The 26412-nt window shown below is 38.9% G+C and carries 25 protein-coding genes; 12 read left to right on the top strand and 13 right to left on the bottom strand.

Going from position 1 to position 26412, the window contains the following annotated elements:
* Positions 1–164: 164 nt before the first annotated feature.
* Positions 165–1031, bottom strand: coding sequence for a CmcJ/NvfI family oxidoreductase (locus tag H6G26_RS20320; protein WP_190730973.1), 867 nt, complete (start codon positions 1029–1031; stop codon positions 165–167).
* Between the two features lie 103 nt (positions 1032–1134).
* Positions 1135–1815 (bottom strand): glutathione S-transferase family protein, encoded by a 681-nt coding sequence (locus H6G26_RS20315; RefSeq protein WP_190730972.1) that lies wholly within the window; start codon positions 1813–1815, stop codon positions 1135–1137.
* A 365-nt stretch (positions 1816–2180) separates the two neighbouring features.
* Here H6G26_RS20315 and H6G26_RS20310 point away from each other — a divergent pair, with 365 nt between their 5' ends.
* The 7 genes from H6G26_RS20310 to H6G26_RS20280 all read left to right on the top strand — a co-directional run bounded on the left by H6G26_RS20310 (position 2181) and on the right by H6G26_RS20280 (position 9763).
* Complete coding sequence (locus H6G26_RS20310) at positions 2181–2846, top strand: glutathione S-transferase family protein (RefSeq protein WP_190730971.1); 666 nt, start codon at positions 2181–2183, stop codon at positions 2844–2846.
* A gap of 575 nt (positions 2847–3421) precedes the next feature.
* Positions 3422–4219, top strand: coding sequence for an ATP-binding cassette domain-containing protein (locus tag H6G26_RS20305; RefSeq protein ID WP_190730970.1), 798 nt, complete (start codon positions 3422–3424; stop codon positions 4217–4219).
* Positions 4220–4648: 429 nt separating this feature from the next.
* Positions 4649–6394, top strand: a complete 1746-nt coding sequence (locus H6G26_RS20300) for a vanadium-dependent haloperoxidase (protein WP_190730969.1) — start codon at positions 4649–4651, stop codon at positions 6392–6394.
* 46 nt (positions 6395–6440) lie between these two features.
* A complete protein-coding gene (locus H6G26_RS20295; RefSeq protein WP_190730968.1) occupies positions 6441–7538 on the top strand; it encodes an aliphatic sulfonate ABC transporter substrate-binding protein in 1098 nt (365 codons plus the stop codon).
* A 65-nt stretch (positions 7539–7603) separates the two neighbouring features.
* Positions 7604–8452 (top strand): aliphatic sulfonate ABC transporter permease SsuC, encoded by an 849-nt coding sequence (gene ssuC, locus H6G26_RS20290; RefSeq protein ID WP_190730967.1) that lies wholly within the window; start codon positions 7604–7606, stop codon positions 8450–8452.
* Between the two features lie 238 nt (positions 8453–8690).
* Positions 8691–8933 (top strand): hypothetical protein, encoded by a 243-nt coding sequence (locus H6G26_RS20285; RefSeq protein WP_190730966.1) that lies wholly within the window; start codon positions 8691–8693, stop codon positions 8931–8933.
* Positions 8930–9763, top strand: a complete 834-nt coding sequence (locus H6G26_RS20280; protein ID WP_190730965.1) for a PhnD/SsuA/transferrin family substrate-binding protein — start codon at positions 8930–8932, stop codon at positions 9761–9763. Before H6G26_RS20285 ends, H6G26_RS20280 begins: the two co-directional genes overlap by 4 nt.
* A 69-nt stretch (positions 9764–9832) precedes the next feature.
* Here the strand turns inward: H6G26_RS20280 and H6G26_RS20275 are convergent, their stop codons facing one another.
* Positions 9833–11083, bottom strand: coding sequence for a tetratricopeptide repeat protein (locus H6G26_RS20275; RefSeq protein ID WP_190730964.1), 1251 nt, complete (start codon positions 11081–11083; stop codon positions 9833–9835).
* 274 nt (positions 11084–11357) lie between these two features.
* Between H6G26_RS20275 and ssuD the strand changes: the two genes are divergently transcribed.
* On the top strand, positions 11358–12503 hold the full coding sequence (gene ssuD / locus H6G26_RS20270; RefSeq protein ID WP_190730963.1) for an FMNH2-dependent alkanesulfonate monooxygenase: 1146 nt from the start codon (positions 11358–11360) through the stop codon (positions 12501–12503).
* 120 nt (positions 12504–12623) lie between these two features.
* Here the strand turns inward: ssuD and H6G26_RS20265 are convergent, their stop codons facing one another.
* The 6 genes from H6G26_RS20265 to H6G26_RS20240 all read right to left on the bottom strand — a co-directional run bounded on the left by H6G26_RS20265 (position 12624) and on the right by H6G26_RS20240 (position 18408).
* Complete coding sequence (locus H6G26_RS20265; protein WP_190730962.1) at positions 12624–13049, bottom strand: DUF202 domain-containing protein; 426 nt, start codon at positions 13047–13049, stop codon at positions 12624–12626.
* Positions 13050–13389: 340 nt separating this feature from the next.
* Entirely contained in the window at positions 13390–14217 is an 828-nt protein-coding gene (pstB, locus tag H6G26_RS20260; RefSeq protein ID WP_190730961.1) for a phosphate ABC transporter ATP-binding protein PstB, read from the bottom strand.
* A 51-nt stretch (positions 14218–14268) separates the two neighbouring features.
* Positions 14269–15168 carry a phosphate ABC transporter permease PstA gene (gene pstA / locus H6G26_RS20255; protein ID WP_190730960.1) on the bottom strand — a complete coding sequence of 300 codons (900 nt, stop codon included), beginning with the start codon at positions 15166–15168 and terminating at the stop codon, positions 14269–14271.
* Between the two features lie 5 nt (positions 15169–15173).
* The gene (gene pstC / locus H6G26_RS20250; RefSeq protein ID WP_190730959.1) at positions 15174–16115 is read right to left on the bottom strand and encodes a phosphate ABC transporter permease subunit PstC; all 942 of its coding nucleotides are present in this window, start codon (positions 16113–16115) and stop codon (positions 15174–15176) included.
* Between the two features lie 49 nt (positions 16116–16164).
* Entirely contained in the window at positions 16165–17166 is a 1002-nt protein-coding gene (locus H6G26_RS20245; protein ID WP_190730958.1) for a PstS family phosphate ABC transporter substrate-binding protein, read from the bottom strand.
* An 84-nt stretch (positions 17167–17250) separates the two neighbouring features.
* Entirely contained in the window at positions 17251–18408 is a 1158-nt protein-coding gene (locus tag H6G26_RS20240) for a sulfate ABC transporter substrate-binding protein (RefSeq protein WP_190730957.1), read from the bottom strand.
* 353 nt (positions 18409–18761) lie between these two features.
* Here H6G26_RS20240 and H6G26_RS20235 point away from each other — a divergent pair, with 353 nt between their 5' ends.
* Complete coding sequence (locus H6G26_RS20235) at positions 18762–19697, top strand: LysR substrate-binding domain-containing protein (protein ID WP_190730956.1); 936 nt, start codon at positions 18762–18764, stop codon at positions 19695–19697.
* Here the strand turns inward: H6G26_RS20235 and H6G26_RS20230 are convergent.
* Positions 19694–20377 (bottom strand): cadmium resistance transporter, encoded by a 684-nt coding sequence (locus H6G26_RS20230; RefSeq protein ID WP_190730955.1) that lies wholly within the window; start codon positions 20375–20377, stop codon positions 19694–19696. The genes H6G26_RS20235 and H6G26_RS20230 overlap by 4 nt on opposite strands.
* A 450-nt stretch (positions 20378–20827) precedes the next feature.
* Between H6G26_RS20230 and H6G26_RS20225 the strand changes: the two genes are divergently transcribed.
* Entirely contained in the window at positions 20828–21400 is a 573-nt protein-coding gene (locus H6G26_RS20225) for a pentapeptide repeat-containing protein (RefSeq protein WP_190730954.1), read from the top strand.
* Between the two features lie 45 nt (positions 21401–21445).
* Here the strand turns inward: H6G26_RS20225 and H6G26_RS20220 are convergent, their stop codons facing one another.
* Positions 21446–22237, bottom strand: a complete 792-nt coding sequence (locus H6G26_RS20220) for a sulfite exporter TauE/SafE family protein (protein ID WP_190730953.1) — start codon at positions 22235–22237, stop codon at positions 21446–21448.
* A gap of 350 nt (positions 22238–22587) precedes the next feature.
* Here H6G26_RS20220 and H6G26_RS20215 point away from each other — a divergent pair, with 350 nt between their 5' ends.
* Complete coding sequence (locus tag H6G26_RS20215) at positions 22588–23358, top strand: phosphatase PAP2 family protein (protein ID WP_190730952.1); 771 nt, start codon at positions 22588–22590, stop codon at positions 23356–23358.
* Positions 23359–23505: 147 nt separating this feature from the next.
* On the top strand, positions 23506–23934 hold the full coding sequence (locus H6G26_RS20210) for a hypothetical protein (RefSeq protein ID WP_190730951.1): 429 nt from the start codon (positions 23506–23508) through the stop codon (positions 23932–23934).
* A gap of 32 nt (positions 23935–23966) precedes the next feature.
* Here H6G26_RS20210 and H6G26_RS20205 read toward each other — a convergent pair whose 3' ends face one another.
* Together H6G26_RS20205 and H6G26_RS20200 are read right to left on the bottom strand one after the other, a co-directional pair.
* Complete coding sequence (locus tag H6G26_RS20205; protein WP_190730950.1) at positions 23967–24770, bottom strand: prohibitin family protein; 804 nt, start codon at positions 24768–24770, stop codon at positions 23967–23969.
* A gap of 370 nt (positions 24771–25140) precedes the next feature.
* Positions 25141–25944, bottom strand: a complete 804-nt coding sequence (locus tag H6G26_RS20200; protein WP_190730949.1) for an SDR family NAD(P)-dependent oxidoreductase — start codon at positions 25942–25944, stop codon at positions 25141–25143.
* Positions 25945–26412 lie beyond the last annotated feature (468 nt).

Genomic DNA, 26412 nt, shown 5'->3' with positions numbered 1-26412 from the left:
CTTGTCCGCACTTTCTCTGACGGCTTTTTGTAAATTTTCTTGTTGACCCGGTGTGAGAAAACCTCTAGCTGGCATGGCAGTAAATACAATACTTATCCAATCCCCATTTTATGCAAATTAAAGGTACAACAGCTTATTGTTGTGAAATCAGGACAAGAGCGCATCTATGCAGGGTAAAAAACGAATGTCCGTAGTTCGATGCTTTCCCGTGGAGGGGCATCTGCTGGGCTGGTGGGGTCTTCAAAAGCTGTGTGAGCTGCAAAACGCGCTATCCCGTCTTCGGCAGAGTCGAAACATTTAATAAATAACGCTTCATCTCTGTGCATTTGCGGAAAATAGAACCATTGATGTTGGGAATTATACGTGACTCCGTATGTTTCGCCGACGCGATCGCGGTACATCAAATCACCTGCTACAAGGTCTGTGGGACCAATACTTTGGGCATCACATACTGCTAACGGTGATTCTTGGATTGGTTGTGCGATCGCTCTCCAAACATTAATAATCGCAAAGCGTTGTTGCAATAGAGTATCAATATTCTCTATTCCCTGCGCTGCTAATTCTCGACGGGCACGAGTGTAGCCAGATTTAGCGGTGAAGTCGTTATGTACCTGCTTGGCAGGTTCTTTAATATTATTTTCACCCGGCTTGGACTGACCAGCGTTACGCAAGGTATGATCGAATATCACCACCTGAGTTGCACCCGTCACATCTTTTAATAATTGCTCTGCTTCTGGGTAGTAAACACGGCGTACTTCGTCTTCGTCATAAAAGTTACTGACATGAGTCTGATGCCTAGTAAATGCAAATCCTTCTCGATCTAACAAGATATTTTTAGAGATAGAGCGAGCATTATAGATTGGTAGTTTGTGTGTCTGATAAGTTCCATTCGAGCGGGGAATCCCTGCTGGTGGTTCATAAGTGTAGTTAATCAGTTTTTCTGCCATCGGAATTAGGTAAGTGAGGTTAGCTTCTACGGATGGCAAATTCTGAGAAATCGGTCTGTCGAGAACTTGGCTATCTAGGCTCATAGTTTTTGTCCTGATTGTTTGACCCAACTTTTGATAAAAGTCGGGAAAAGGTCAATTTCAATTCATTGCGTGTTAAAATCATGTACCTTCCCCACCTTCTGCCTTATTGGGCAGCACCAACGGGGGTAGGTTGACCGAGAACTTTGGCAAATCTCTGCACGTAGTAATCCACAGGGTTTGCTACTACTTGAATTGAATCGCGATCGCGCACAGCATTCCACCATGTTTGCAAACGGGGTGTTTCTGCTGGTAGGGCAAAACTGCGGAAGTGATCCAAAACGGGTAAGCGTTCAAACCAAGGATAGAAGCTGATATCCACTAAACTAAACTGCTCCCCCAACCAGTAAGGCCCATCCCCAGATAACTTGGCTAATCCTTCTTGCTCAATATACAACAGCACTTCTGTAAACTCTCGTCGTCCCTGTTCTTGTTCTTGGGCATCTTTACCACGTAAAAACTTGTTAAATGCAGGTACAAAGCGAGTATTGGCGTAGTCGATCCAGATGCGGGCGATCGCCTTCTGTGCGGGATCATCAGGTAATAACGATGGTTCTGGAAAAACCTCTTCTAAATATTCATTGATAATTGCAGACTCATAGAGTTCAACATCTCCATGCTTAATCGCTGGAACTTTGCCGTAGTGGGAAATCTGCGTGTAACCTTCTGGTTTGTTTTGTAAATCAATTTCAACCTGGGTAAAGTCAATACCTTTTTCTAGCAACACGACACGCGTACGTTGAGAGAAAGTAGAAGCTTTAGCAAAGTAAAGTTGTAAGTTGCTCATGGAATGCTTTCCTTTGTAAATATTGCGTTACCAACTGTTTGGAGTTGCAAAAAAGCGATTAATTTTTGGATGTCCCTAATTTGACTAGCAGGTATTTATCTATGCTAAAAAGCATATTACGGTTTGTCAGTTGTCTTACCGTAGTTTAAACACATCATACAATCTTTCCGAAAGGAAAAGTCCTTCTGAAAATAAATTTATGTATACCTAATTTTTAGGTTATCTAAATAAATATGGCTCTGATATCGTATTAATCACCAGTCCCGGTGGTAGTGATATAGAAAGCGCACTGTAAATCTATAATACTGTAAATCTATCAACATAAAGTAGAATAGCTCAAGCGCTTTTTTTGGAAGGAACAGAAAATGCCCCAAATAAAGATATATAGTGCAGTCGTTTGTCCTTATGCTCACCGTTCGCGCCTAGTACTCCAAGAAAAAGGCGTTGACTTTGAATTGATTGAGATTAATTTGCAGAATAAGCCTGAAGGATTTACAGACATTTCGCCTTATGGCAAAGTACCTGCAATCGCACATGGTGATCAACGAGTCTGGGAATGGGCAGTAATTAATGAATATCTTGATGAGGTTTTTCCCAATCCGCCACTGCTACCCAGCAGTCCCATTGCTAAAGCACAGGCGCGGATTTGGATCGATTTCGCCAATACTAGATTAGTTCCAGCTTTTTCTACTCTCTTACGTAGTCCAGATGTCTCACAGCAAGAAGCAGCTAAACAGGAACTATACAAACATTTGGAATTTATTGAAAAAGAAGGTTTGAGAAAACTATCACTAGAAGGCCCTTACTGGTTTGGTGAATTGGTTAGTCTAGTCGATTTCACCTTTTATCCTTGGTTTGAGCGCTGGCCAGCACTTAAGCATTATCGCGGCTTTGCCATACCTACTGAATTTACCCGTCTACATCAGTGGAAAAAGGCTTTAAAGCAGCGTGATTCTGTAAAGGCGATCGCTAATAGCAAGGAGTTCTACATAGAGCGCTATGCTAGATTTGCTACTCCTGTAGCTGCTTAATCCTATAACTGTCCTAGAAAAAGTTGGCTGTCAAAACTTAAACCTCAACAGTCAACTCTTGATTATCTGAGTATCATTCCACTAAAGCACTCAGCAAAATAGGCTTTTAATTAAAATTATCAAAGTTTCTCGACTTTATTTCTCGTCAGTAAATATGACTAGATGTGAAATCAACCTTCATTTTGCAAAAAAATGCAAAATTACTTGTCTTTTATAGCTAACTATGCGAAGCTACTAAGATAGAAAAACTACTAAAACCCTACCGCCTTACCGTACTTTACGATAACTGAAATCAATCTTGTTAAAGCTAGTCCGGCTATAGCAGGAATATGCTTGGTAGTTCAGTCCTGAAGCTTTCATAACAATATATATGGTTAATTCAGTGTTATCTCAAAAGTGTTGTTTATTCGCCAGTTGATTGTATTTTCTAAATTTACAACTTATTTAGCAAAGACCGAAATTTTCAAACTTGATAGAAATCAAAATATTGACTGCTGGTTTTTCAGAAAAGCCGTGTTCCATCCAGCCAGTAGAGAATAAACAGCCGACACAACATAAAAATAGGAGATTTTGAGATGGTATCTGCAACGCGTGGAATGTATTTGCAACTAGAAGGGTTAACAAAGTCTTTTGGGAAGAAGACTGTCTTACAAGAAATTAATTTAGACATTAAACCAGGAGAATTTGTGGCTATTGTTGGCCGCAGTGGATGTGGTAAAAGTACACTGCTGCGTTTAATTGCTGGGTTAGATGAACCGAGTGCAGGGGGTGTGTTGCTGAATAATCAAATTTCCCTTCAGCGTACAAATCCCACCGTGCGGATGATGTTTCAAGATGCGCGACTTCTGCCTTGGCAACGCGTGTTATCAAATGTAGAGTTAGGGTTATTTGGTTCTAAGTCGAAAGTTTACGCCAAACAAACAGCTTTGCAGGTCTTGCGTGCAGTGGGTTTAGAAGACCGTGCTAACGAATGGCCAGCTGTTCTCTCTGGTGGACAACGCCAACGGGTAGCGTTAGCCAGAGCCTTAGCAAGTAAGCCTTCTTTGATGCTTCTAGATGAACCTTTGGGTGCTTTGGATGCTCTAACCCGGATTGAAATGCAGCAATTATTAGAAGAATTGTGGCAAGAGCAAGGATTTACGGCATTGTTAATCACCCATGATGTAGAAGAAGCCGTGGTGTTAGCAGACCGAGTAATACTGATTGAAAACGGTCAAATTGGTATGGATGTGAGAATCAATCTGCCACGTCCAAGAGCCAGAGGCAATGCAGAGTTTGCCCAGCTGGTTGAGAAGATTTTACAACGAGTAATGGGTGAACGCGATCGCCTGCCTGAATATGCCCTAAATTCTCAACTTAGATATTCTAACTAAAATTAAATACTGGGAATTGGGGATAGAACTATACCTCTTTGTGTTGAGACAAATCCTAACTTTCACCACATCTACCCCATCCCCATTTCCCATTTCCTTATCCCATCACAAGCATAACAACTAGGTCATGGGACAACTAGTTGAAGTGTTGGTTTGCATATGACTACAAGTACGTTTGAAATCATGGGAACCCGTTCTACAGCTAACAAATACGGGTTTGATAGATATACGTACTTTCACGCTTCACGACCTTGTAGATTATAAATTGCGTGATATTGGCAATTAGGTACTTAATCAAGAATTACCTGTTGTAACGCAATATTCCTAAAGTTTCCGCCACAGCATACCTCAAATCGGTTGCTTAAGGTGGGTAAAACCACCTTACTTCCTTTCTTTGAAATTCAGCCAAAGGCGCAAAGAAATAAAGTTATGAATCAGAGAAAATCTAAAGTTATTGTTAGTGCAGCTAGTAGACGGTCTTTTTTGTTACACACTGGTATATTTACTGCAAGTAGTGTTGTAGCAGGGGCAGTGAGTTTAAAGTTTTCTGCTGAAAAAGGTCAAGCACAGGAGAAAGTTTCTTCAGTTAACAACAAGCTCACTGAAAAGGCTTATCGCATACGTGTTGCCGCAGCAGAAGCCAATCGTCAAGTTCCCATTGCGCCTAATCCTACTAATGGCGATGAAGAACGGTATCCCAACAAAATTGGCTCTGACACTAGGGGATTACCACACAACAAGTTGGGTGAAGTTGATCTTAAAGCCTATGACTCTTTGACGAAAGCAGTTACCACCCAAGATCATGATGACTTTGAAAAGGTCATTTTGGGTGGTACAAGAAAACTAGTTAATGCTCAGGGGCCTCTCGCAGCCAGTTTAGAAGGATGTCATGGGGTGCAGGTAGCAGTACCGCCACCACCAACTCTAGCTAGTTCAGAACGCGCTGCTGAAGCTGTGGAAATTTATTGGCAAGCGTTATTGCGGGACGTACCTTTTCATAAACTACAAAATAACACCGACGATCCTCTGGTATTGGCCGCTGTTGAAGAACTAAACAAGCTGGCGACATTCAAAGGGCCAAAACAAAATGGACGTGTGACTCCCCAAAGTCTGTTTCGCGGTACTGTCACTTACATTGATCAAAATGACAAATCTGGTAGGACGGCAAAACACGTTACTCCATCAGGGGTATTAATAGGGCCTCACATTTCCCAGTTTGCTTTACTGAATATTCCTTGGGGAGTTCAGTTTATTCCGCCTCTGATTCGGACGGCTCTCCCTGGTAATGACTTCCTGACTGATTATGAAGAATGGTTGAATGTGCAAAATGCCGGTACTCCTAAAGCTATTCAATATGACCCAGTGCGCCGTTATGTATTCACAACTCGTGACCTATCGGAATTTTCCCATGCGCCTGGAGCAATATTCTCCGGTGCTGCTCTAATTTTGAATACAGCTCGCAACGCCGACGATCCTTTGAGTAGTGGTATTGGCGCACCCTTTGATTCAGGCAATCCCTTTGTTAAATCAAAGACTCAACAGGGGGGTAATGGATCATTTGGACTCGGACATTTAGAAGCCTTACTGTATCTGGGTAGATCCCGCGCTATTAGGGCTGCATACTGGCAGAAGTTTTATGTACACCGCACGCTGCGCCCAGAAGCCTATGGCGGACTCATCCACAACAACATTGTTAATAAAACTAAAAATCCGATTCATGGAGATATATTAAATTCCCAAGCTCTAGCGCGGAGTTTCAGCAAATTTGGCTCCTATCTTTTGCCGCATGGATATCCGGAAGGTTCGCCCATTCATTCATCTTATGTTGGTGGTGCAGCTGCGATCGCTGGTGTCAGTGCCACATTATTAAAAGCCTACTTTGACGAAGATTTTGTCATCCCTAATCCTGTAGTTTCTGATCCTAATGACCCCACGAAGGTAATTCCCTATACAGAAGAGTCTTTAACATTGGGTGGAGAGTTGAACAAATTAGCAGCTAATTATACCCTTGGTCGTGGTCATGGTGGGATTCACTGGCGTACAGATGGTTCTGCCGGCTTGGCTTTGGGTGAAGAAATTGCCATCAGCCTTCTTAAAGATGAAAGATTAGGTTACAACGAAAAATTCAATGGCTTCACATTGACAAAATTTGATGGAACAAAAGTTACAGTTTAAATTTTGATTTTAAAAACTTGCTTAATAATTAGAGGTTAGTTAATTAATGGAATATTTCAAATATAAATTTGCATACTCGATACGCCGACGCATGACTCGTCGTCACGCCTTGTTGGCATTTGGCTACAGTTTAATATTGTCTACTACGCTATTTAGTTGTAGTAATTCACCAGATAATTCTCAACAACAAGCAACTTTATCTGCATCTAATGTTACCACTAGTAATGCTGCGGATAAGGTAATTAAAATTGTTCGTTCTAAGCAACTTACTGCCCTAGCTGTTTTAGAACAAAAAGGTATTCTAAGAGAACGATTAAAACCTTTAGGCTATAGGGTAGAATGGCCTGAATTTGCTGCTGGGCCACAACAACTTGAAGCTTTAAATGCAGGCGCACTTGATATTGCTTCGACAGCTGAATCCCCTCCTATTTTTTCTCAAGCAGCTGGCGCACCTCTTGTCTATTTAGCTGCTAATTCTAGTGATGGGAGAGCAGTTTCACTATTGGTTCCTAAGAACTCCCCCATTCAAAGTGTAAAAGATTTGAAAGGCAAAAAAGTAGCTTTTCAAAAAGCGTCAATTGGTCATTATCTCATAGTCAGGGCTTTAGAAAAAGCAGGACTAAAGCTCAGTGATATAGAGTCAGTTGGTTTAGCGCCTCCAGATGCTAACGTGGCATTTAGTCAAGGTAAAATAGATGCTTGGTTCATCTGGGAGCCATTTGTTACCAGAAATGTCCAAAATAATTCTGGGCGAGTTTTGGTTGATGGTGGTAACGGTTTGCGAGATACTAATAACTTTATATCTACAAACCGTAAATTCTATGAAGAAAATCGGGAAGTAATCAAGGTCTTTTTAGACGAAGTACAAAAAGCCCAAACATGGGCTAAGAATAATCCTAAAGAACTTGCCCAATTACTGGCAGAAACAACTCAACTCGATCCACCGACATTAGAAGTGATGCACGATAAATATGATTTTACGCTCGTACCAATTACTGAAGTAATTATTAATAAACAACAAGAAGTTGCGGAAAAATGGTACAACTTAGGACTCATACCTAAGAAGGTAAATGTCAGAGATGGCTTTTTAACACCTGAACAATATGCCGAAATTACTCCCAAAGAATTGCTGGCGAAAAACTAGCATTTAGGGGGGTAAGCTTGGCGAGTAGTTGTCCATTTAGTTAATCCACCTAATTACATAGCCTTATGAAATCCATTTCTTCTACTTCTAGAGATTTTTCTGCAAGACATACAAAAAATAAAAATAAACTCCAGGTGTTTTTGCTAAAAAGTTGCTATATTCAGATATTAATCCCTTGGCTTGTACCCATAACAATCATCATTGTTTGGCAGATGCTTTCTACTATTGGCTTTATCCCCACAAGAATTTTACCTGCTCCATTAAGCGTAGTTATTGCTGCGATTAACTTAACTAAAAGCGGTGAACTATTTAGACATATTAGTATTAGTGCCACACGCGCAATTACAGGTTTTTTAGTTGGAGGAGGTATTGGTTTTGCTTTAGGCTTGCTAAATGGCATTTCTACTCTTGCCGAAAAGCTTTTAGATACATCTATCCAAATGTTGCGTAATATACCTAATTTGGCTTTAATTCCCCTCGTAATTTTGTGGTTTGGTATTGGGGATGAAGCTAGATTATTTCTTGTTGCATTAGGTGTTATGTTCCCTATCTATTTAAATACTTTTCATGGGATTCGCAGTGTTGATCCTGGATTAATTGAGATGGGGAAAGTTTACGGCTTAAATTATTGGGGTTTATTCTGGCGGATTATTTTACCAGGATCAATTTCTTCTATTTTGGTTGGTGTACGCTTTTCTTTGGGGATTATGTGGTTGACACTCATTGTAGCTGAAACTATTGCGGCTGATTCTGGTATTGGTTATATGGCAATGAATGCTAGAGAATTTATGCAAACTGATATTGTGGTTTTGAGTATTTTTCTATATGCATTGTTTGGGAAACTGGCAGATGTTATTGCTAGAAAGTTAGAAAAATCTTGGTTGCAGTGGAATCCCAATTATATGAAAGGTTAATTATCAAGTGTTATTGAGAAAAAACTAGAACAACCCCAACTTCTTCAATAAATAGGGGTTTTGTTTTTGTGATTATCTCAACTCTAGATAAAAAAGAGATAGAAGTGTAATGAATTGTGGCAAAAACAAAATTAGGAGTCTTATATTTTGACGAAATTAGATAATATGTAATATAATCTACATTAAGTCTATCGAATTAGTGGCTTTTAGGTTGCTCAGTAAATCAGGAGAAATCACAATGACATTAGCCCAAAATATTAGTATCCCAAACAATAAAAGCGTAAAACCTGATTCTTTGTGGAAGATATCACCACTAGGAACATCTGTGTTAAATCGGTTGTGGTGGCATATTAATGCTTATACGACTGTTTTAGGAATTATGCTACTGAGTGTTGCTAGCCTAGGATTTTTATATATGCATTACTCTGGGCAAAAGTTGACTCAAGTTTTCCATAAAAATACTGTTTTAAAACAAGAATGACTATATTAACAAGCTTACGAGCTGTATCTTACTTAGCTCCTAATTGGTTTGGATTATATCAGGCGATCGCAGCTTATTTAGGTCGTGTTTTACAAGTAGAAATCCAACTACATCAAGGTGAATGCGATCCCCTCCAAGACCCTCTATTATTTCAAGACAAAATAGACCTAGCTTTTATTTGTGGATTACCACTAATTCGCTACAATCAAGTGGTTTTAGACCAATTACAGACATTAGTTGCACCTGTGATGCAAGCATCCCGGTATGATAACTGTCCTATTTACTATGCAGATATAATTGTCAAGGCTAATAGTAATATCAAAAAGTTTGCCGATTTGTCAGGGAAAACATTTTGCTATAACGACTCTGGTTCTAACAGTGGCTATAATTTACCTCATCACTGGTTGAGTCAAGAAAAATATCCACAAAATTTCTTCGGAAAAACTATAGAATCAGGTTCTCATCAGCGTTCAATTTGCTGGATAGTTGAGGAACTGGCAGATTGTGCAGCCATTGACAGTGTAGTGTTAGAACAAGAATTACGCGATGTTCCTGAATTATCACAGCATTTGCGTGTGGTGCAAGTGATAGGGCCTTCTCCTATGCCACCATTAGTAGGAGCACAGCGTCTAGGTATCCCCTTAATTCAGCAAATGCAATTGGCGCTACTCCAACCAGATGCAGAGTTGCAAGGAGTTATGAAAAAGTTTGGTGTTAGGCGTTTTGCCGCAGTGAAGTTAGAACATTATCGGGTACTCGAACAAATTTATAAAAAGGCATCGGAAAAACCAACTGTTTTTAAAGATGGGATGAGAGATGCCGCAACTTGACGGTTGACAGTTAACAGTCAACACTCTTTCGTGTTATCTCATCCCCTTTTAGGCGTGGGATGAGCTTAATCAGGCCGTAATGCCATAAACCCAACTCTGCTTTTGTGTCCACAACACAGCATCATGATAAATTTCCTCAAATAAAACTCGTTGTGCATGACTCCCTCCAATCTCATACAAGCGTGGTAAAACCAATTTGAGTTCGGTAACAGCTGTGTTAAAGTCACCTTTGGCATGAGCTACCATACCTCTAGCTGCGGGAATCGCTACCTCTAACCAACTCTTTTGCAAAAAGGGATTGATACTTAAGGCATGATAATGCATACTCTGAAGCATCTCATTTACCCAATCAGTATGTCCGGCTTTGGCAAGGGCATAGACATAATGCAAGTCCTGGAATGGTAATGCGTGTTCATCAATACGACTGTAAAGATAAGGAATGATACTTTGCCAACGTTTTCTTACATTTACCCCACGTAATTCCAGACGTAATAATAGTGAAATTGCACCTACTTGGTCTTTAGGAGATTGTTTATTTGCACGTTCCCAAATGTGGTTATCGTATAGTGAAGCAACTTTTTGGTAGTTTTTTTGCTCCAAATAATACAGTGCAATGTGCCACCAGTTATGGGTATAAAGCATAGAATTGCAGTTTTTCCAAGTATCTGCAAAACTCTCCATCCAAGCTATACCTTCATTGACTCTTCCTTGAGTTTCCATCACATGAGCTAAAGCATGGTGCGCCCAAGGATCATATCTATTTAAGGCGATCGCCTCACGTGCCATTTTTTCTGCTGCTTCTAATTGGTGACATTGTTCTAAGCCAAAAGCCACCATGCCATATAAATAATGTTGTTGGGGATTGCTAGGTAAAACTTTCTGGGCAATTTTCAGTAATTCTTCTTTTTTGCCTGTATAAAAATAGTGATACTGCCCCTGCTGGACTGATATCAAATCACGAGGAAATTTGTTAGTAATCTGTTCATGAAAGGCGATCGCTCGATCAATCTCTTGATTCGCCCAAGCTAAAATTGCCTGCACATATAATTTTTCTCTGTAAGTAATTTTGGCTAAATTCTGTTGTATTACTTGCAAATATGGTTGTACTTGCTGCCAAGCTTTGCTGTTTTCTTGCGTAAGATAATAAGCGGCTGCATAAGCATGAGCTAAAACACAAGTTGGATCAGCCTCAATTGCTTGTAAAATCGCTGTTTCTGCATTTTGACCATAACAAAGCGCTTGATCAATGAAACGGTTAATAGCTGCGATTGCTTGGGCTGAATCTGTGGTCACTACCAGTCCTTGTGCATCTTTAAGCATGATTAATTCCTTGCAGCAAGATTTATAATTCTAAGTACGGTAAGCCTACCGATTTTATGTACTTATATAAGTTAGAGTATGTCACAGCTTGCACAAAACCGCAAGCATTTAACTACTGTAGCCCGATAAGCTTACCGTATTTATTTTTGTAAAAGTATTGCTTTGCTTGATTATTTGTGCGATATTCTAAAAGTGACTAAATAGTACGGTATTTCTATCAACTTACTGTATTTAAATAGCCAGGAAATATTGCAGCTACTTTGACATAGATATCATGCAGCTACTTTGGTTTATTCCGACTCACGGTGAAGGGCGCTATCTTGGTACTGCCATAGGCGGGCGAGCAGTCAACTTTGATTACTGGCGGCAGATTGCCCAAGCAGTAGATCACTTAGGCTTTGCAGGGGCATTACTACCTACAGGCCGTTCATGTGAAGATGCCTGGATTTTGGCATCAACTTTGGTAACGCACACTAAACAGATGAAATTTTTGGTGGCAATACGTCCAGGTTTGATGTCACCAGGAGTAGCAGCAAGGATGGCGGCAACATTTGACCGCATTTCTGGCGGAAGATTGCTAATTAATGTGGTTACAGGTGGCGATCCCGTAGAGTTGGCAGGAGATGGGTTACATCTTTCCCATGACGATCGCTACAGATTAACAGATGAATTTTTAGCAGTGTGGCGGCAGATAGCAGCCGGAGAGACTGCCGACTTACAGGGAGATTATCTGAATATTCAAGGTGGAAAACTGTTATTTCCCCCAGTCCAAAAACCGCATCCACCCCTGTGGTTTGGAGGTTCTTCCCCCGTTGCCCAAGAGGTTGCTGCCAAACACGTAGATGCATATTTAACTTGGGGCGAACCACCAGAACAAGTTGCTCAAAAGATTGCCTCTGTACGTAGATTAGCAGCAGCCCAAGGCAGAACATTACGTTTTGGGATTCGTCTACACGTCATTGTGCGGGAGACAGAAAGCCAAGCATGGGATGCAGCCAACAATTTAATTCGCTACGTAGACGAAGAAGCGATCGCCGAATCCCAACAAGCCTATGCACGCATGGACTCTGAAGGACAACGCCGGATGAAAGAATTACACAACGGCTCTCGAGAAGCCTTAGAAATCAGCCCGAATTTATGGGCAGGAATTGGCTTAGTTCGTGGTGGTGCTGGCACAGCTTTAGTAGGCGATCCCGATACCGTAGCTCAAAGAATGCTGGAATATCAAGAATTAGGCATAGATACCTTCATCTTCTCCGGTTATCCGCATCTAGAAGAGGCATATCGAGTAGCAGAACTACTTTTTCCTCGCTTACCCCTAGAAAATCAGCCAATAGCAGAACCGCAACTAATCAGTCCCTTTGGCGAAATTGTAGCCAACCGAGAATTCCCCAAACAGCAAATAGCCACCGTAGATTAAAAACACTTCTACCTACCTCTGCCTTGAAAAGTTTCCTACGCAGGGAAGCCCGGCTTTGATTTGCTTTGCATATCTCTGCGTTTGAAAACCCTCAAAGGTCTAACTTAACACGACACCTTATTACTCCAGAATATAAGTATTCAAATAATCTAAGGGAACCGTGAATACATAGTATAGTACTCCCCCACCCAAAAGAAGCACAGCTAAACTAGCGAGAATTATCCAACGATCTGGCGGTTGATAAGTATCCTCGTCAATATCTCTGCGAACTGCAAAATAATGCTGAGTTGAAAGTAATACTGATAACACACCGACAAAAGCGAATGCTAAACCCAACTTCCAACCATTACCAGGAGGTTGTGGTGCTATGGGCGGTTGAATAATCCGCAATCGCACAATTAAAACACCAAAACCCATGAGTGCAATACCACTCCTCATCCATGCCAAATAAGTACGTTCATTAGCTAAATGATCCCGGACTCGATCTGACCTATACTTCTTTTTTTCTAACTTATTCACTTCTAATTTTTCTGTTTCCATTTCCATATAAATTAACCTGCAAATAGCTCTTAAAATTATTTAATATTTTAACCATTTTATTGCAACTACTAATTTCATCTTGATAAATACTACAAGGCTAGACACAGTATAATTACTAAAGTGAAGTATTACTCAGCTTTAGTGCTATCAAGCCTCAGAGGATGTCTGAGAAGTATCAAAATATTTGTTGATTCCCCTAACCCCCCTTAAAAAAGAGCGAATAAGAACCTCAAAGTCCTCAAATTTCTCAGAGTAATTAGGGGGAGCTATCAGCGTTCGGTGTATACAAAAAACTTCTCAGACATTCTCTCAGCATATTTTCCAGAATTAGAACTGTGATGTCTCTTTAACCAAAGCGTCCACTAATATAATCTTCGGCTTCTTTAGTTTGAGGAGAACTGAACATTTGGACTGTAGGATTAAACTCAACTAATTTTCCGCGACGTTTGCCATGCTCGTCAATTTCTGTATTGAAGAAAGCAGTGAAATCTGCCACTCTCGAAGCTTGCTGCATATTGTGAGTTACCATGATGATGGTGTATTGCTGCTTGAGTTCTAAACAGAGTTCTTCTACTTGGCGGCTAGAAATTGGGTCAAGAGCAGAACATGGTTCATCCATCAATAATACATCTGGCTTCATAGCGATCGCTCTTGCTATACAAAGGCGTTGTTGTTGTCCGCCAGATAATGCAGTTCCCTTTTCTTTGAGTTTGTCTTTGACTTCATCCCAGATAGCAGCGCGTCTGAGCGAATTTTCTACCAATTCATCAACGTTACCTTTGTAACCGTTAGCACGTGGCCCAAAGGCAATATTTTCGTATATTGACTTAGGGAACGGATTTGGTCTTTGAAAAACCATCCCGACTTGGCGGCGTAATTTTACAGAATTTATCTTAGGATCATAAATATTGCGATCGCGGTAATTCAACTTACCCTCTACCTTCGCTCCAGGGATTAAATCATTCATCCGATTAAAGCAACGCAGTAAGGTACTTTTACCACATCCTGAAGGCCCAATAAAAGCAATGATTTGTTTTTCAGGAATTTTTAGATAAACATCTAAAAGTGCCAAAAATCCACCATAAAAAACCTTCACACCTTCAACATTGAACACACCATTATCTTGGTCGATTGTGGTGCTATCTGATTTACTTCTACTATTGCTATAAGTCATTTTGCGTATTTCCTAATATCTGTGAATGTAATAAATTAGATATTTCATTACCTAATGTATTGAGAAGCGTTGCCGGATATAAATTGCTACACCATTTAAAACTAAAATCAAGAGCAACAACGCAATAATTGTCGCCGCAGCTGCATCAGCAAAACCTGGTTCAGGACGAGTGATATAACTGTAAATTTGAATGGGTAATGCCATAAATCTCTGAAACAAACCAGGGTTAAAGGTGAGAAAACCTACAGCACCTACAACAATTAGAGAGGCTGCATCACCAATAGCGCGGGATACAGAAATAATCACCCCAGTCAAAATACCGGGAATAGCATAAGGTATGACATGACTACTAATAGTTTTCCATTTGGTGACACCTAAGCCGTAGGAAGCATTTCTTAAGGAATCTGGAACAGCACGAATTGCTTCTCTAGCTGTCACAATAATTACTGGCAAAGACAACAAAGATAAAGTCAATGCACCGGAAATCAAAGCGGGGCCGAACCCAAGCAAATAATTGAAAACTCCTAAACCTAGCAATCCATAGACAATAGAAGGCACACCCGCCAAATTGCTGATATTAATTTCAATAATCGCTGTCCACCAAGCTTTAGGTGCATACTCTTCTAGATATAAAGCTGCTCCAACACCAATGGGGACAGTGACTCCAATCACAATAATTCCTAAAAGGATACTGCTGACAATAGCAGGACGAATGCCACCTTGGTCAGGAAAACGAGAAGGGGTTTCTGTTAAAAAACCGGGTGTTAAAAATCTGGCTAATCCATCTCGAAAAATATCAAAAAGTAGCAAAGCCAGAATAAATATACCAATCAGCAGCCCTAACAAAAAAACTATTTCAAATACTTTTCCTAACGCCTCTCTACTCTCAACATTATCAGTAAACTCTGCCCCGGTATCTAGAGAATCATCTTGTTGATAACTTGTAGCCATATTTATTAATCGTATTTTTCTTTAAAGCGATTTGCAATCCAGTAACTAACAATATTCAAAGCTAGGGTTATTAGAAATAAAAGAGCGCCCACAGCATATAAAGTCTTGAAACTGAGGCTACCACGCGGACTATCTCCACCAGAAATTTGTGCCATGTAAGCTGTCATTGTTTCTACTGATTCCGCAAAGTTAATAGTCAGCTTTGGCTGTTGGCCTGCGGCAATAAGGACAGTCATCGTTTCACCCACAGCGCGAGAAATACCCAAAATAATCGAGGCTATAATTCCAGAAAGGGCTGCTGGGAGAACTATTTTAAAAATGCTTTCTAGTTTAGTGATACCTAAAGCGTAAGCTCCTTCACGCAAAGAATGTGGGACTGCTCGAATAGCATCTAAGCTGATGGAACCAACAGTAGGAGTAATCATTATCCCCATCATTAACCCCGCACTCAAGGCATTAAATATTTCTAGAGGAATAATATTCCGCAGCAATGGTGTGAGGAACAACAGCGCAAAGTAACCATATACTACAGTTGGTATCCCTGCTAAAAGTTCTACTGCTGGACGTAAAATTGCTGCTACTTTGGGTTGAGCATACTCACTTAAATAAATAGCAGAAAATAAACCCAAAGGAATAGCAACTGCCATAGCTATAACTGTAGTTAAAAAAGTACCAGCTATCAAGGGCCAAACACCAAAATGTCTATCTGCAAATAGAGGTGTCCACTTAGTATCAAGAAAGAATTGAGCAAAGGTAACTTCTTGGAAAAAACCAAATGCTTCTTGAAAAATAATTAAGACAATACCAAAAGTAGTCAAAACAGAAACTAAAGCACAAGCAAATAAAATTACCGCAACAATCTTTTCTAAGATATCTTCAGATGCATTTTTCTCTAGTGACTGTCTGAACAGGTGATAAGAGTCTTCTTCCGAATTGCTATTTTGCATAAACAGTTAAATTTTGGATACAATGACACTACAAATACTAGTACTTTATTTAAATAAAGTTTGTGATTGGCTGTCCAGGTTTTGCTTTTTTAAATTTTGTACCAGTTTCACCAGTAGTCAATTTTCGTTTTACCTTGACATAAGCTTCGTCAGGTAATGCTACATAACCTACGCTATCTACCCACTTCCAAGAATTTTCTAGATAAAATTCTACAAATTCTTTGACTGCTGGCTTACTATCTAAAGATTTTTTACTGACATAGATGAACAGGGGACGAGACAAAGGTGTGTAGATATTTTTGATCACATTATCTACCGGAACCGGTTTTTCACATTTTCCTGTAGGGCTTTCTACAGCAACTAAATTGAGTTTATCTTGATTTTGGATATAATAAGATATGCCTACATAACCTAAAGCTGATACCTCACCTGAAACTCCTTGTACAAGTAAATTTTGATTGTGACTGGGAGTATAATCTGTACGCCCATTCTTGGCTTTGCCAGTAATAGCTTGAGTCATATAATCAAACGTTCCAGTATCAGAAGCCGGAGCATAAAGCTTCAGTTGCTGGTTAGGAAATTTGGGATTAACTTGATTCCAATTCAATATTTTGCCGTCTGATTTAGCGCTCCAAATCGTACTTAGCTCTTTTATAGTTAAACATTTGGCAAAATTATTTTGACGGTTGGCAATCACAGCGATGCCGTCTAAAGCTATGGGGAACTCAACAAATTCAATATTATTACTTTTACATTTTTTTATTTCTTCATCCCTAATAGTACGAGAAGCGCCAACAATATCAATATCACCAGCACAAAACTTACTAATGCCACCACCAGTACCACTTGAGGCAACGCTAACTTTAGCTTCAGGTTTAACCTTCCCGTATTCTTCTGCAACTGCTAAAGAAACAGGAAAACCTACAGCCGCACCATCAATACTCACCTGGCTTTTCAATTCTTGCCCACCATTACAAGCAGTGATACTGCTGGCAATAAACATTAAAGATGTTAGGAAGAAGCTATCCTTAAATCGGCTACGAAAGCTCATAAATTCTCAATTGAGATAAAGTGACTCAGAATTTCTTAGGCTTGGCTATCTGTCAGTAGAGAATGGTGCATGAAAAAAGAGACATTATGCTTTGCTTGCAGCTTGAACTTTGTCAAAAATTGCCCCATCTCCAAAAAACTTTTTCTGGATAATATCCCAGCCACCTAAATCTTGAGATGTAAATAAAGTTTGAATTGGGGGGTATTTTGATGCTACTTCTTGGGTAACCGTGGGATTAACAGGACGATATTGTAATTTTGCAAATTCCCGTTGAGCTTCTGTTGAGTAGAGAAAATCAACAAACGCTTGTGCAACTTCTCTTGTACCGTGCTTATCGACATTTTTATCGACTACGGCTATAGGATTATCAATGGAAATATTGACTTTTGGTACGACATAAGGCAGTTTCGGCCCAGTTTTTTCCGCTAAAATTACCTCATTTTCGTAGTTAATCAAAACATCTCCTTGACCTTTTTGGAAAAATAAATCGCTTGCTTCACGGGCATCTTTTGTCAGAATAGGGATGTTTTTATAAACTTTAGTAACATAATCTAATGCTGTGGCTTCGTCGCCTCCCGTTAGAGTTATGGAACCCCAAAAAGCTAAAAATTCCCAGATAGCAATACCAGAAGTTTTCGGATTAGCGGCAATTACTTTCACGCCATCTTTTGCCAAATCTGCCCAAGTATTTATACTTTTTGGATTGCCTTCGCGCGTTACGATCGCAGCAACCGATCTACTAACAATACCATTTCTGGGAGCTTTGATTTCCCAGCCTGATTTAATCAAACCCGCCTGTTGAATTTTGTTTACATCCAGTGGAAGTGCCAAATGTACTATGTCTGCTTCTTGCGAACCGGCAATGACAGCAGCAGTTTGAGAGCCAGAACCACCATAACTTTGTTCAAATGTGACCTTCTGGTTATGTTCTTGCTTCCACTTCTCCACAAATTTGGGGATTATCTGGTCATGAGCTGCTTTGGTAACAGAGAAAGAAACTAATTTTACCTTAACATCATTTTTGCTAGCTGAACTGCTTCCAGAACAGGAGGCAACTGCTATACTCAAAAAAGTGCCTATGAGAAACAGGCTCACAAAGCTTTGCACAGTGTGTTTATTGAACCAACTCCTAATTATGTGTTGACACGAGAGTTGTGTAGTCTGCAAAGCTTTTATGGCATAAGCCTGCATCCCCTCACTTAGAGATTTACTTAATTGTGTCAGTTGTTGAGACTTGCTCATCAGAATTCACCCCTAAAGCTACGGTATTTATATCCGAATACCGTAATTAAAAAATTATAGGGTATATAGAATAATATTTATATATCATCTGGCTTAAATTATTTTTACTAAGTGATGATTTGCTGATTAAACGATTAAAAGCAAGCAAAATGCAAAAACCCCTCAATAATTATACGTAACAATTAAATCAAGGTTTTCGTCCTATCAGCAGCCTTTCTTGCTAAATACATAGATAAAACTTATGTTTAAGCAGATATAACAGCATATACATATCTACAATTTTCCGCCCTACTTAACGTATAATACTTCCCTAATGTATAAAATTACTATCGTAAAAAGCATAAATAGCAAAAATGACGCTGGAACAGTTGCGAATTTTTTTAGCCGTTGCAGAAATGCTGCACTTTACCCGCGCAGCTGAAGCGCTTTATATTACCCAACCAGCAGTGAGTGCCGCTATCCAAACCTTGGAGACAGAATATGGTACGAAGTTATTTCATCGTATTGGTCGTCATATTGAAATTACAGATGCTGGTAAATTATTGCAGTGTGAAGCACAAAAAATTCTGGCTCATGTAGAGTTAACAGAACGTGGCTTAAAGGAATTAAATAATCTGCAACGGGGAGAGTTGAAGTTAGGAGCAAGTCTAACGGTGGGGAATTATTGGCTACCCGAAAAAATTAGTCAGTTCAAGCACTTATATCCTGGTATTTTTATTGACTGTAAGCTAGGAAATGCTGAAGAAATTTGTGAAGGGACTGCTGTGGGGATGTATGATTTAGGTTTGGTAACAGGGGACATTAAAGCATCATTGCAGCACTGTTTACAGAAAGAAGAAGTAGGAAGCGATCGCCTGCAAATTGTTGTCAGCAAATCTCACCCTTGGTTCCATCGTAGCGAAATTTATGTAGATGAATTACTAAATACCACTTGGGTAATGCGTGAATCTGGTTCTGGCGCACAACAGATGTTTCACCAAGCCTTACAAAGTTGGGGAATTGAACCCAGTAAGTTGGATGTTGTACTTAATTTGAACACCAGTGAAATGGTGAAAGCAGTTGTAGAAAGTAGCGTTGGTGCAGCCGCGATCCCCGAATTGATAGTGAAAAAAGAATTGCAACTAGGAACATTACACTCCGTGCAAGTTATCGATCCCAGAAAAAAATCCGGGAAGAAATTAGAAATTGTTCAACCTGTTTGGAAACTAAAACATCATCAACGTTTTCATACAAGAGTGATGGCAGCTTTTGAAGCCCTGCTGATCCCAAATAATGTACAATGTGCTTAATTTGTTCTATTTTTTTTGACTAAAATTGTTAAACATATACAACTTGCTATTAACTTTATCACACTTAAAGCCTGTGTTTTTAACACTATTATTCCACCCAAAATTATTAATATAAATGGTAAAATATAATTAAAATTCTGATTTAAAATATTTACATTTTTTGTTTGATAAGCTAATCTATAAGCCAGATAGCACCAAACTGCTATTAATATAAAAAAGCTGACAATAATTATCAAAAAGTTATTTAAATTGCTACTAGCAAATAGTGGTATATAAACGCTGATATTATCACTTCCATTAGCAATAGTGATGACTGCTACACTGTAAGTCTGTACATTAAAAATGCTGCTGGTGTTTGTCTCTGGATATTCTGTTGTTTCAACTGTGACCTCTTGAATTTCGTCCTCTTCTTGATTGATTAAACTACTGATACCCATCGCTATAGGGATTAATCCCAGCAAGCCAATCCAATTAGGTGAGATGATTAATCCACCTAATAACCCCGGAAGGCTGGCAAGAACTAAAATAGTAAAGCCTAAATACTGACCAGCAATAATATGTCGGCATCTAAAGCTAGAATTAATCTGTGAAAATAGTAATAATAAAATAACGATATCATCAATATTAGTGGCAATAAAAGCTGAGATTCCCACCAAGAGTGTAGTAATCAACTCATTCATTGCAATATATCCTGATTGTAATTAGTTTCAACACAAAAAATAGTAGTTAATTTTTAATAAACTGTGTTTATCGTTTTAATCACAAAGAGTATTTGCTTTTATTAAGCTGAAAGCAATAATATTAATTTCAGATGGAACTTCGTATAACTTGCAGAAAAAACACTCACTCAGTAATTACCAGTTGATTTGATAGCGATCGCTTGAAAAAAATTATAAAACTTATTGTCTCCTAATGCTAGACAGAGCAGCTTAATAAAAGTTTAATCTGCCCTCAACTTAAAAATTCCTTTGTCTTAATTTAGTTGGGATACTCTATGTTAATGGACAGTGAAAGCTATCGAATCTTACCTACTCTTGCCATGTTTTCTAATTAAAGGATCGTTCTCAGAAATACTCTGCGTTCCTACCCTGTGCCAACCTCTACGTTTAAAAACTCACAAAGAGAAACTTATGAACACACTCAACTTCAAAAAAATCACTTCCTGGATTTTAGGACTTGTAATGGTATTTTCTCTGCTTAACCAACCCCACGCCCTAGCTCAAGTGGAAACATTACCTAATCTAACCCCATCTACATCTGCTCCAGTAGAATCTCCCATAGTATTACCTGCCGAATCAATTACAGCAAACGTGAGACGTTTATTAGAAACTAATGAATGTGTCGGATGCAACTTGAATGGAGTATCTTTTGAAGGAGCAAACCTGCAAGGCGCTAATCTAGAATCAGCAAACTTGCAAAATGTCAAATTTGAAAAAGCTAATTTACAAGGAATCAACCTCAAGTTAGCAAACTTGCAGGGAGTAGATTTAGGCAAAGCCAATATTGCACAAGCAAATCTACAAGGAGCAAATTTATTTGATGCCGATTTAGAAAAAGCCAACCTACAAGGAGCAAATTTGGAAGGGGCAAATCTCCAAAATGCTGACTTGGAGAAAACAAATCTCACTAATGCAAATATAAATGGAGCTAACTTACGCGGAGCTGAATTAGAAGGCGCAATCGGAGTTTTTGGGCGTGTTTAGGAAACTAGTGAGATAATCTTCCTCTTTATCCCAGCCCTCAGAAAACTAATAAACTAGCTTGGCACTCACCATCATTAAAATAAAGTAAACCATAAACCGCAATGGTTTTTGAGGTACAGATTGACAGATTTTAGCTCCTAGTAATACACCCGGTACTGAGCCAAGCCATATCGGTAGGACTAAACTCCAATCAACTGTTCCCAATGTGAGGTGCCCAACCGCAGTAAATAGTAGGAGAATTGCTGCTTGGGAAATATCTGTCCCTACAAACTTCTTAGCATCCAAACGGAAAAATGTAATCAGTACTAAGGCAAACATTGAGCCGGAAGCGACGCTTGTCAAACCAACAATGCAACCTAAAAATGCTCCTATACTTATTGTCTGCAAGCGTCCTAGCTGAGTTTTTAAGTCAAATTTGGGAAGTTCAGGTAACCGTAGATTGGGGAAGAAAGTCAACAGCAGCATTTGTACCAACGCTAATACTGTAACTAACAGAATTGTTAAACCTAGTAAGTGTAGGGTAATATGGTTCAGTTGATGCTCTCTTTGCTGTTTAATCAGGTGTAGTAGCCCTACCCCAACAAGAGAACCGGGAACGCTTCCTAAAGCTAACCATTTCACCGCCTGCACATCAAGGGTTTGTTGTTGCCAGTGTTTGATGCTACCAACAACTTTCATCAGTGTGGCTGCAACGACATCAGAACTTACTGCCACAGCAGGCGGTACTTGAAAAACAAAAATCAACATCGGGGTAATGAGAGAAGCACCACCAACTCCTGTCAAACCAACAATAATTCCCACTAAAAAGCTGAAGAAAGGCAATAATAAAAAATCCATACTTCTGTCCTTACCTGGGGTTTTGTAGATGCGTTTGTGTTTACCTGAAACGAAAAGATTGGTTTGAATGCTGTTGTGCAAACTGTTTTAGGCAACTGCAAGTTTTAAGTAAATGTGGAAAAATCCCCACTAAATACTAAATATCTACTGGCTTACCGTATTTTATATTTAAAATATAATCAAAGTCTACAATTTTGTGAAAATATACAAAAATACAGTGTTGTTTTATACAATCTCTATAGGAGTTTTTCTAGAAAAAGACTGTTTAGCGGATATTTATGCCTCAGTAGTAAAATAATTACTAGTTATTCAAAAAACTACTTTAATTGCAGCCAAATATCGTATTTAGTATGGCAGAGTTAGAAAAGCAAACATTACCGTCAAAACCACAGTCACCCATAGGGTTTGGGCAAAAATTGCTGATTAGCCGTTGGCGTTCTTTGTTGCTGCTGTTCGTGGGGGTATATGTACCACTACAAATTTTTGGATTACTGGCGTTCAAGGTGGAGCAAAACCAAGGTGGATTTCCTTGGGATTTACCGATTTTAGTCGCGATTCACTCTGTAGCACAGCCGCAGTTAGATGAATTCGCCGTGCTGCTAACTAAAATGGGTTCTTTTTGGACTGTGTTACCTACTCTGAGTGCGATCGCTCTGATTTTACTATTACAACGTCGTTGGCGATCGCTCACTTATTTACTGATTACTGCGGCTGGTAGTGCCACTATCAACCGCACAGCTAAGGAATTTTGGCATAGAGTCCGTCCTGATATATGGACTTCAGCTGCGCCAGAATTTGATTATTCATTCCCTAGTGGTCATGCTATGACAAGTATGACGTTGATTGCTATTTTGGTAGTTTTAACTTGGGATAGTGTTTGGTGCTGGTTAACAGTGATGTTGGGTAGTGTGTTTATCTTGGCCATTGGCTGGACACGCCTATATTTAGGAGTACATTTTCCCAGTGACATTATTGCAGGTTGGATGGTAGCGATCGCTTGGGCAATTGGCGTGAGTTTAATTATTCGTCCATTCTCACAGTCAGCAAATATCATCAGTGAACAGCCAGCGAGTGAAACGAAATTATTCCCAGAAGAACAGCAATTAATAAATGAAGAATAAAATTTTTGTATTCATAAGAATAGGCTTTTTTACACAGCATCATTACGTGTAATTTCTACCTATCTGAAATCAAACTTGTGTTTACGGCTGGACTTATTTTGTATTTTGCTTTAAACTACGGTAAGTCGCTATAATTAATGTATTATTATGACAAGTATCAAAACAGGTGACCAAGAATTTTCATCGCTAACTCCAGAAAGCTTACCCAAAACATTGTTGCAAAAGCTAAGAGGTGGATTTTTCTTAGTCGTTGGATATTTATTATCACCCTTATGCTGGTGGAATGATTTGGTATTCAACTTACCAATTGCTTATGCCTTCGGTTATATTTGTAGTCTTTTTGCACCTAAATTACTGATGCCCTGTGTTATTATCGGTTACTGGCTATCTAACATTATTGGTATTCTGTTGATGCAAGCAGGGGCAATTGATGTTTTACAAAAACAAAGCCAAAAACACAACTTAAAAAAAGAATTATTAACAGGCTTAGTTTCTTCCACTATATATACTTTTTTGATTGTGGCGTTAATCCAGTTGCATATTATTGATACTCCTAATCTATTCCCTGTCAGTTAACCATAAAACCAGTATTAATACTGGTTTTATGGTTATTTTAATTTTAAAATCTCATTCATATTGAAAAGTTTAGGAGCATCCTTAGACATAATTAGAGGTAATTTACCATCCCATTTTTCTATTGCCTGTCTTTCTAAAATTTCATTAGTCAAATTTTCACGTAACAATTTATTTATTTCTACTTCTCCTTTAGCTAAATTGACATTAGCCTCTGCTTGTTTGGCTGCTTTCAAGGCGATAAAATCGGCTCGTTTTGCATCTTGTTCTGCAATCTGTTTTGCCTCTACTGCCTGATTAAATTGATTAGAAAAACTGAGATTAACTAGTGAAATATCATCAACTACTATGTGGTAGTTATGCAGTCTTATAGTCAATGTATTATCAACTCCAGATTTTACTTCTCCTCGTTTAGTGACTATTTCTTCTGCCGTATACCTTGCTATCACTGCTTTTAGCACTTCTTCTATTGCTGGATTGATAATTTTTTCAACTACATCTTTTTCATCACCAATGTTTTGAAAAATTATATTAGTTTCTTCAGGTATGATATGCCAGTTTAATGCTACATTTATAAACACATTTTGTAAATCTTTAGAAGAAGCCTCAGCAGAAATTTCTTGTTTTTGAACTCTCACACTGAGTTTTTTTACAGAATTAATAATAGGAATTATTATATGTATTCCTTCTCCTAATACTGTTTCCTGTACTTCGCCAAACTGCATTAATACACCACGTTCTCCAGCATTGACGATGATAAAAGGTGTCAACAAAATTGTGATTAAAATTAAAAGTGCAGTTAGTTTACCAGCATTGCTTTTAAATTTAATTTTTTTCATGTTTAGTAACATCTGAGAGTTTTAGATTTGTTGTGAAATGAACTATACATAAATTAATAAATTAACAAGTTTTTCTACGAAGAGCGATGCCTTCGGTGAACTACGCCTACGCTAAATATTTTATAGGCTTTAATACTAATATATACTATGTCTGTTAATCAGCAGACATATAGTAATCCGAAATCATTCGTAAAACAATATGTAAGAGTTTAAATATAATAAATAAATGCTTAGAGCCATCATCTGAGCGAGCGTCTCAGAAATATCAAATATTTGCTGAACTACCCTAACCTACCTTGAAAAAGGGGGAATAAGAGCCTCAAAGTCTCCCCTGTGTATTGGGTTGGGCTAGTTTCGGATTTGTTTACAACTATGGCAAATTCAAGCGTTTGCGGGCACCAAATCGAAACAACTTATCTGGCAATATTGCTTTTAAGCGAGGCAACCATTGGGCCTCATTGCCAACACGATACCGTAATCGTGGGAATCGACTACGAGCAGCAAAAACAATTGTCTGTGCAACTTTTTCTCGATCATCACCTTGTGCAATTGCCTGGTTAACACTTAAGCGAATCACATCACGTACATTGTCGTAATCGGCATAATTTAAGGTGGGTGATAACATGGCGTGGTTGAAGTTGGTCTTAAAATAACCAGGCTCAATTAAAGACACTTTAATATTGAATGGGTCTAGTTCCACGCTTAGTGCTTCGCTATAACCTTCAAGTGCAAACTTACTTGCACTGTAAAAGCCTTGGCCTGGTGCGCCAATCAATCCTGCCACTGAACTCATATTAATAATATGTCCACTACGCTGCTGTCTCATAACTGGCAAAACGGCGTTTGTGAGGCGGACAACACCCCAAAAGTTGGTTTCAAAAATTTCCTTGGCTTGTTCTAAACTTGTTTCTTCCAGCATACTGGCATGAATTTGTCCAGCATTATTAATTAGTAAATCAATGCGATTAGTTCGTGTGAGCAACTGTTTAATACATGATTGTACTGAGGATTCAGAGGTAACATCAAGCATCAACATTTCCACATTAACTGATGCTGGATGTTCCTTGCGACTCGTACCGAAGACCAAGTAACCTTCTTGAGCAAGCTTTTGAGCAGTTAACTGCCCAAATCCAGATGATGCTCCTGTAACTAGCACGACCTTTTTGTTAGTCATAGGTTTTCAGTTTTAGTACTACTATAGCGGTTCTCAGTTGGGGAATGGCAAAGTATGTATCAATTAACTTGGAGTAGCAATTTAGAAACGTTTGTGGTGATTAGTGGCTTGAAACCCAATTAAAAGGCACGTAGCTTACTGCAACCTTGGAGTAAGTGAAAATGCAAAATTCACGTCATAAATATGCTGATTTGAATAATGTCCAAAAAGCACATTGATTCGACGTAATTAAATTTGATAAATGCGTGAATTACTGTAGCCGTTCGGCGTCTATAGCTTACTTAAACTTAAGTGTACGCTAACACTCAATTAAAAAATTAAAAGCAGCTGCGAAGTTGGTGCGACGAATGAACGTTGTTCGTAGAGAACAGAAAATTTGCAACTCAAAGCTAATCTAAATTTATTAATGGAGAACGCTACAAATGAGAATTGAATCAGAGAAAGAATTTTGGTTACGCCAATTAGACG

The organism is Nostoc sp. FACHB-888 (assembly GCF_014696655.1).
Lineage (GTDB): Bacteria > Cyanobacteriota > Cyanobacteriia > Cyanobacteriales > Nostocaceae > Nostoc.
The sequence above is the reverse complement of the archived record's forward strand: the minus strand, read 5'-3'. Positions and strand labels throughout refer to the sequence as shown.

Coding starts and splice junctions, on each gene's coding strand:
- H6G26_RS20300 (WP_190730969.1), top strand. CDS start 4,649: ATGAATCAGAGAAAATCTAAAGTTATTGTTAGTGCAGCTAGTAGACGG.
- H6G26_RS20295 (WP_190730968.1), top strand. CDS start 6,441: ATGGAATATTTCAAATATAAATTTGCATACTCGATACGCCGACGCATG.
- H6G26_RS20320 (WP_190730973.1), bottom strand. CDS start 1,031: ATGAGCCTAGATAGCCAAGTTCTCGACAGACCGATTTCTCAGAATTTG.
- pstC (WP_190730959.1), bottom strand. CDS start 16,115: ATGCAAAATAGCAATTCGGAAGAAGACTCTTATCACCTGTTCAGACAG.
- H6G26_RS20275 (WP_190730964.1), bottom strand. CDS start 11,083: ATGCTTAAAGATGCACAAGGACTGGTAGTGACCACAGATTCAGCCCAA.
- H6G26_RS20225 (WP_190730954.1), top strand. CDS start 20,828: ATGAACACACTCAACTTCAAAAAAATCACTTCCTGGATTTTAGGACTT.
- H6G26_RS20205 (WP_190730950.1), bottom strand. CDS start 24,770: ATGAAAAAAATTAAATTTAAAAGCAATGCTGGTAAACTAACTGCACTT.
- H6G26_RS20305 (WP_190730970.1), top strand. CDS start 3,422: ATGGTATCTGCAACGCGTGGAATGTATTTGCAACTAGAAGGGTTAACA.
- H6G26_RS20200 (WP_190730949.1), bottom strand. CDS start 25,944: ATGACTAACAAAAAGGTCGTGCTAGTTACAGGAGCATCATCTGGATTT.
- H6G26_RS20235 (WP_190730956.1), top strand. CDS start 18,762: ATGACGCTGGAACAGTTGCGAATTTTTTTAGCCGTTGCAGAAATGCTG.
- H6G26_RS20230 (WP_190730955.1), bottom strand. CDS start 20,377: ATGAATGAGTTGATTACTACACTCTTGGTGGGAATCTCAGCTTTTATT.
- pstA (WP_190730960.1), bottom strand. CDS start 15,168: ATGGCTACAAGTTATCAACAAGATGATTCTCTAGATACCGGGGCAGAG.
- pstB (WP_190730961.1), bottom strand. CDS start 14,217: ATGACTTATAGCAATAGTAGAAGTAAATCAGATAGCACCACAATCGAC.
- H6G26_RS20280 (WP_190730965.1), top strand. CDS start 8,930: ATGACTATATTAACAAGCTTACGAGCTGTATCTTACTTAGCTCCTAAT.
- ssuC (WP_190730967.1), top strand. CDS start 7,604: ATGAAATCCATTTCTTCTACTTCTAGAGATTTTTCTGCAAGACATACA.
- H6G26_RS20245 (WP_190730958.1), bottom strand. CDS start 17,166: ATGAGCTTTCGTAGCCGATTTAAGGATAGCTTCTTCCTAACATCTTTA.
- H6G26_RS20220 (WP_190730953.1), bottom strand. CDS start 22,237: ATGGATTTTTTATTATTGCCTTTCTTCAGCTTTTTAGTGGGAATTATT.
- ssuD (WP_190730963.1), top strand. CDS start 11,358: ATGCAGCTACTTTGGTTTATTCCGACTCACGGTGAAGGGCGCTATCTT.
- H6G26_RS20265 (WP_190730962.1), bottom strand. CDS start 13,049: ATGGAAATGGAAACAGAAAAATTAGAAGTGAATAAGTTAGAAAAAAAG.
- H6G26_RS20310 (WP_190730971.1), top strand. CDS start 2,181: ATGCCCCAAATAAAGATATATAGTGCAGTCGTTTGTCCTTATGCTCAC.
- H6G26_RS20215 (WP_190730952.1), top strand. CDS start 22,588: ATGGCAGAGTTAGAAAAGCAAACATTACCGTCAAAACCACAGTCACCC.
- H6G26_RS20315 (WP_190730972.1), bottom strand. CDS start 1,815: ATGAGCAACTTACAACTTTACTTTGCTAAAGCTTCTACTTTCTCTCAA.
- H6G26_RS20210 (WP_190730951.1), top strand. CDS start 23,506: ATGACAAGTATCAAAACAGGTGACCAAGAATTTTCATCGCTAACTCCA.
- H6G26_RS20285 (WP_190730966.1), top strand. CDS start 8,691: ATGACATTAGCCCAAAATATTAGTATCCCAAACAATAAAAGCGTAAAA.
- H6G26_RS20240 (WP_190730957.1), bottom strand. CDS start 18,408: ATGAGCAAGTCTCAACAACTGACACAATTAAGTAAATCTCTAAGTGAG.